The 5640-nt window shown below is 56.9% G+C and carries 8 protein-coding genes; 2 read left to right on the plus strand and 6 right to left on the minus strand.

The window, feature by feature from the left end; genetic code table 11:
• The 6 genes from ACE4YL_RS07025 to ACE4YL_RS07050 form a co-directional block, all read right to left on the minus strand.
• On the minus strand, positions 1-367 hold a 367-nt coding region (locus ACE4YL_RS07025), incomplete at its 3' end, for an ABC transporter permease family protein (protein ID WP_461369433.1).
• A complete protein-coding gene (locus ACE4YL_RS07030) occupies positions 357-1265 on the minus strand; it encodes a carbohydrate ABC transporter permease (protein ID WP_461359104.1) in 909 nt (302 codons plus the stop codon). The genes ACE4YL_RS07025 and ACE4YL_RS07030, both read right to left, overlap by 11 nt.
• Position 1266: 1 nt before the next feature.
• A complete protein-coding gene (locus tag ACE4YL_RS07035; protein WP_461359103.1) occupies positions 1267-2502 on the minus strand; it encodes an ABC transporter substrate-binding protein in 1236 nt (411 codons plus the stop codon).
• Between the two features lie 116 nt (positions 2503-2618).
• The gene (locus ACE4YL_RS07040; RefSeq protein ID WP_461359102.1) at positions 2619-3311 is read right to left on the minus strand and encodes a FadR/GntR family transcriptional regulator; all 693 of its coding nucleotides are present in this window, start codon (positions 3309-3311) and stop codon (positions 2619-2621) included.
• Positions 3312-3613: 302 nt separating this feature from the next.
• Entirely contained in the window at positions 3614-4111 is a 498-nt protein-coding gene (locus ACE4YL_RS07045; protein WP_461366626.1) for a hypothetical protein, read from the minus strand.
• A 148-nt stretch (positions 4112-4259) separates the two neighbouring features.
• Positions 4260-4706 (minus strand): LysM peptidoglycan-binding domain-containing protein, encoded by a 447-nt coding sequence (locus tag ACE4YL_RS07050; protein ID WP_461365786.1) that lies wholly within the window; start codon positions 4704-4706, stop codon positions 4260-4262.
• A gap of 67 nt (positions 4707-4773) precedes the next feature.
• Between ACE4YL_RS07050 and ACE4YL_RS07055 the strand changes: the two genes are divergently transcribed.
• Together ACE4YL_RS07055 and ACE4YL_RS07060 are read left to right on the plus strand one after the other, a co-directional pair.
• Positions 4774-5433 carry a hypothetical protein gene (locus ACE4YL_RS07055; RefSeq protein WP_461365785.1) on the plus strand — a complete coding sequence of 220 codons (660 nt, stop codon included), beginning with the start codon at positions 4774-4776 and terminating at the stop codon, positions 5431-5433.
• An 18-nt stretch (positions 5434-5451) separates the two neighbouring features.
• Positions 5452-5640, plus strand: a 189-nt coding sequence (locus ACE4YL_RS07060; protein WP_461369434.1) for a hypothetical protein, incomplete at its 3' end; no start/stop codon positions are given.

Consider the following 5640-nt stretch of genomic DNA (forward strand, 5'->3'; position numbering starts at 1 on the left):
CCAAAAGCACAGAGGGGAACATCTGCGTGACCAGGAACATGCCGAACAGCTTACCCTTACCCCGGAAATCAAACCGCGAGAAACAGTAGGCCGCGGCGGTGGAAACGGTTCCGGTAACCAGCAGTGTTCCGCCCACCACCAACAGACTGTTCAGGATAAACTGGGGAAACTTGGTCGTTTCCATGAGCAGTTTGTATCCTGCAAAGGTGGGTTTTTTGGGCAGGTACTGGATGGGTGAAGTATACAGCTCGCTTGGCTCCTTTAGGGAGGTGATGAACATCCACACATAGGGAAAGAGCACGAAGGTCAGCCACAGCACAATGGGGATCCAGAGAAACAGAAACTCCTTTACTCTTTTATACCTCATAGAGCGACAGACCTCCTTCGCCCTTCCTGTTCACCAGGCGCAAATACACAAACAAAGTGATGATCAGCAGTATGGCCTGCAGTACAGCCATGGCCGTTGCTTCGCCCACTTTCAGCTTTTTGTAGGCGGTGATATACGACAAAACAGGCAGGATAATGCTCGCGTTGCCCGGGCCGCCGCCGGTCATGACAAAGACCAGATCCATGTAATTCGCGGTCCAGACGATGCGGAGCATGGTGGTGATCACGATGGTGGGCATGATCAAAGGAATGGTGACACTGCGAAACTGCTGGAACCGGCCGGCACCGTCAATGCGGGCCGCTTCGTACAGCTCCTGGGGAACGCTCTGCATGGCAGCCAGCAGCATGACTGCGAAGAAGGGGGCCCCCTGCCAGACATTGGCGGCAATCACCCCTCCCAGGGAGATGGGCAGGGCCAACCAGGGCCTGTACTGGCTGATCAGTCCCAGGCGCACCAAGATGTCGTTGATCACCCCGTAATTGCCATCCAGCATCCAAGTCCACATCAAAGAAACCAGTACTCCCGAAGTGGCCCAGGGAATCAGGCTCAACCCCCGCACCAGACCCCTGCCGGGGAATTCCCTGTTCAAAAGGAGCGCACCCAGCATGCCAATGGTGAACTGCAGAGTTACACAGCCCACCACCCAGATAGTCGAATTGAGCAGGGAGCGCAGAAAGAGGGGATCACGCAGCACGTTGAGGTAGTTGGTGAGGCCCACAAAACGGGCGCGATCCGGCCTGAGCAGCGAAGCGTCGAACAGGGACAGGCGCAGGGCCTGGAAGAGGGGGTAGGCCACAATGAGCAGCATCAAGAGCAGGGCTGGTCCGAGGAGAAGGAACGGCGTGAACCGTTCCTTCTCGTTGAGGTGCCGCAGCATCTTAATTACCTTCCCTCAAGGCCTTGGCGATTTCGTCCAGCATCTGCTGGCTGGTGATCTCACCCAGCAGAGCCCTCTGCATGGTGTTCTGCCATACGTAGGAAGCTACGTAGCCTGTTCCCGGCAGCGGCGGCCAGACGATGGCGTAGTTACCGCCTTCCAGGGAGACCCGGAAGAACTCGTTTTGGGTGTAGTAATCCTGCTCAGCTACGGACTGGAGTACCGGCAGCTGACCTTGACGGGATTTGCTCCACTTATCCATGGCCTCGTGTTCGCTGAGCCAGCTGATGAACTTGAAGGCCGCATCCTTCACGTCGGAGGTGGAAAAGACCACATTACCGCTCATGGTGCCCATGGTGGCGGGATTCTCCGGATCAGCGGCGGGAATGGGCAGTACTCCCACGTTGTCCCCGAACACATCGGTCATCATCACGGAAGAACCCACGTGGTGCGCCATCATGGCTGTGTTGCCCGCCTGGAAGGCACCGACTACCTGGGCATAGGCATCGGTGGGCGCGCTGGGCGGGGCCACTTGATGCTTTCTGTACAGGTCGATGTACCACTGGTTCACTTCCACAGCCTTGGGCGAGTTGATCACGATGTTGCCTGCTTCATCAACGATACGCGCGCCGCCCGCGACCATGAAGGCCAGCCATTGGTCTTGACCGCCTGCACCGCCGCGCAGACCGAAGCCGTAGCGGTTGTTGGCGGGATCAGTCAGCTTAAGGGCAGCTTCCAGGAACTCATCAAAGGTCCTGGGCGGATTCAAGCCGGCCTCTGCAAACCAGTCGGCCCGGTAGTAGAGGTAGAAGGTGATGTATTGATGGGGCAGCATGAAGATGCCGTCCACCCCGGGGATCATACCGGTGTTCCAGAGGTTGGGAACAACATCATCTGCTCCCGGCCAGTTGGCGATATAGGGGCTGAGATCTTCCAGGAGATCTGCATCGTAAAAGGCACCCAGCCACCAGTCTTTAAACCTGGCTGCATCGGGTCCTCCACCGCCGCTGATAGCCATGAGCAGCTGGTCGTAGTAGTTGGCTAGGGGGATGGTCTCCGTAACCACTTCAATGTCGGGATGCAGGCGGTTGAACTCCTCTACCAATTCCTGAACGGTTGTGTCCGTGGGATCGTCCAGCCACAGCCAGTAAGTGACTCTGGTCTTGGCGGCGGCGGTGGAAGCGAGCAGGAACAAAACTAAAGCGACAACTGTCAGAGCTACGCTGCTTTTACGCACTTTACTCCCTCCTGTTTTTTGGTTTGCCCGTCATACCTACCCATTTTTGTACCACCTTAACGCCTAGCATCACCTCTCTTTGCTGAGCTTCTGGCACTGCACCAAGGCAGGAGATTTTAGTGCAGGCGCTCAAAAACGTCGGTGAAATGGTACTGCAGCAGTTCCCTGGCGCGCCTTATGTCTTTTGCCTGCACAGCTTGGAGAAGATCCACGTGGTGCTGTAAGATGGTATCCCGAAAGGTGGGGAGCTGCAGTTCTTCGGGCAGGGCGGTAATGAACAGTTTCCAGAAGGTATCTAAAAGGTCCTTAAAGAGCTGATTATCTACTTTGCTGAACAGGGTGAGGTGGAAAGCCATATCCTCTTCCGCGAAGGACCGTCCTGCCTCCATTTTGCCCTTCATCTTCTCCAAGATGGCAGCCAGCTGGCCATGTTCCGCTTCTGTTAGGGCTGCCACAGCTTCGCCCACAAACTGGGTTTCCAAAACCATACGGATTTCCAGCAGATCGGCCAAATTGGCGCTGCTCACTTCGAGGTTGTAGGCCAGGTCCGCAATTACCTCACTGAAGGCCACTTTGCGCAGGTAGCGGCCGCTGCCCTTTTGCACGTCAATGATGCCCAGGGTTTCCAGGCCCCGCAGGGCCTCCCGCACTGCAGTGCGGCTGGCGCCGAGCTCAGCTGCGAGCTCAGCCTCCGTGGGCAGCTTATCCCCGGGGCGCAGGGCGTTGTCGCGAATATAGGCTTTGATTTTATCTTGAATGAACTTGCTAAGGGGTTCGGCCTTCAAATTCTTCTCCTCCTCCGTGAACAAGGATTGTGACCTCCTGATCTTGACAAGGTGAGGGAAAAGTTGTCCTACAAAAGATGTCATACAACTTTTGGTATACATTAACATAAAACGAATCTCTTTGCAACATGGGGCGGCTTTGTTAGCAAATCATTGCTGAATGTCCCTGCACTCCTGCTCAAATGCTGTTGGTCCTTTGGTTTTCGCTTAGGCTTAACACAAATATAGCACAGATTACACATAGGTAGCTGGTGTAAGAAAAAGCAAGCCCGCCGCTTTGCGGTGACGGGCTTGGCGGGGAGCTTAAGGCAAAGAAAAAGCGGAGGTTACTGCGCCTCCGCCACAACCATTTTCGGCTCTGCATTTTCCGCCTGGTGCAGCTGCTCATGGAAGCGGTCACCGGGTGCCGGAGCAATGAGGCCGACTCCTAATGGGGCCATCAGCTGGGCAAAATGCTTGGTTGAATCTGAGAGAGCCTGGGCGTAGTCCTGCACTGTGGGAAAAGCGCTTTTGCGCAGCCGATCCAACTCATGCAGCATCTCCACACCGCTCTGCTGCCAGGCAGCAACTGCGCTGCGCAGCGGCCCAGTTTCCTCCGCAAGTCTGTCCCGTTCCTGCCGCAGGGACTGTACCTGCTCTTCCAGGGCCTGCACGTACTTACCCAGCCGTACCCGGGCCACGTTTTCCGGCTGCTCGCTCCCTTCGGGAGCAGGGGCCGGGTTGGGGATGGTTTCTGCGGCCGCGGGCTGTTGGCTGCTGCGGGCACTGGCCAAAAGGCCCAGGACACTGCCCACAAGGCCTATAATAGACAAGACCAAGAGCACGCAGAGTGCATCCCACTAATGGGCTGCTGGAGCAGGCGTACGGAGACGATGAGCAGGGGTGCCGCCAGGGCAAAAATGGCTAAGAAAACTAACAGCGCTTCACCACTGGACTGCCTTTGCTTGGTTGGCTCGGTGCTGGCCACAATCATCACTCCACTTCCACGAGTCTAAAGACCTCTTCGTTCAGGGGGACGAGCAGGTACTGCCCGATCCTGAGTCGGTAGGGATCCACCTGGTTGAGCTCTACGATTTGGTTGATAAACTTCTGACTGGGGGGAGACTGGAAGTGGTTGGCGATGTCCGAGCTGGTATCGCGGGCCTTAATCTTCAAGACTAGAGCTAGCCGTTTCTGGTCAACTTCTTGTTCTTGCGAGATCATAACGGGAATGAGCCGGTACTCGGTTATCTCCGGTTTCGTGGGCGCAGCCGGTTCCCCTGCCAGCTCTGTTTCCGCCGCGATCTGAATTGGGGCGGAAGGCTCCGGAGCTGGGGACGGAGGAGCCACTTCTGGTTGAACCGGAGCCACAGCAGCCATAGCTGCGGCGGCGCAGGGCTTCAGTGAGGGCGGTGAGCTGTGCTTCCACGGTCTGGGCATGCTCAGATCAACACAAAAAAAGGAAGAAGGGTTCGCTCCCTAGACGGCGAAATTAATCCAACGAAATGTGAAATCGTTCCTGGTCACCCTGTCCACCACCGTTTCTCTCTATGTGGGGATCGAGGATGTGCTCCAGACCCGTTACCCCCGGCAGATCCTCCTGCGGCTGGACAGCTTCGAGGCGGACGTGCTGGCGCAGGTGCAGTCTGAGGTTGCTGCCACCCTGGACCGGTACGGACTGGAGGCGGTGGATCGGGTGGAATACCGCGTCTTGAGCTTCCCCGTGTTCAGGGTAGAGGACAAGTTTTCCGCTGTGCAGGAGCTGGTGATCGGTTTCGCGGGCAGTGTGGCAGCACTCGAGCTTATTCCCCTGGAGGATTACAACCGCCTGGTGGCAGAACCGGTCTCTCTGGAGGAAAACGAGGTCCTGGTCTATTACAACCGGGGACCCTACGAGCATGCCACCCTGGAGTTTCTGGACCGGACTTTTGTAGTGAAGGAAAGTCTAGCCAGCCTGCCCGGTAATGGCCTTAGTACCACGGAGACCTTCGGCAGCTACTACGTTATTGTCCAGGATCTGGGTATGATGCAAGAACTGAGCAAGCACCCTACACTGCAGGGGCGCGGCGCTGCCATGGCAGGTTACGGGCTGGGCTTTGACCTGAACACTTCCCGGGAGAGGGCTGTGGCCTTCTACAACGACCTGAAAAACGCCCTACCCCGGTAGGAGGCTGCCTCGGCGTGGGTGGAGTCCCGGGACGAGGCCCGGGGGGAATTCCACGTGCTCTACGGGGGCCTGTTCTTCCTCGGCGCTTTCCTGGGAACCTTGTTTGTTATGGGGACGGTTTTGATCATCTACTACAAGCAGATCACAGAAGGATTCGAGGACCGAAGGCGCTACCTGATCTTAAGGCAGGTGGGCATGTCCAGCCTT

It is taken from the genome of Candidatus Darwinibacter acetoxidans, from assembly GCF_041936445.1.
Lineage (GTDB): Bacteria > Bacillota > Limnochordia > Darwinibacteriales > Darwinibacteriaceae > DTU010.

Coding starts and splice junctions, on each gene's coding strand:
- ACE4YL_RS07050 (WP_461365786.1), bottom strand. CDS start 4,706: ATGCCCAGACCGTGGAAGCACAGCTCACCGCCCTCACTGAAGCCCTGC.
- ACE4YL_RS07030 (WP_461359104.1), bottom strand. CDS start 1,265: ATGCTGCGGCACCTCAACGAGAAGGAACGGTTCACGCCGTTCCTTCTC.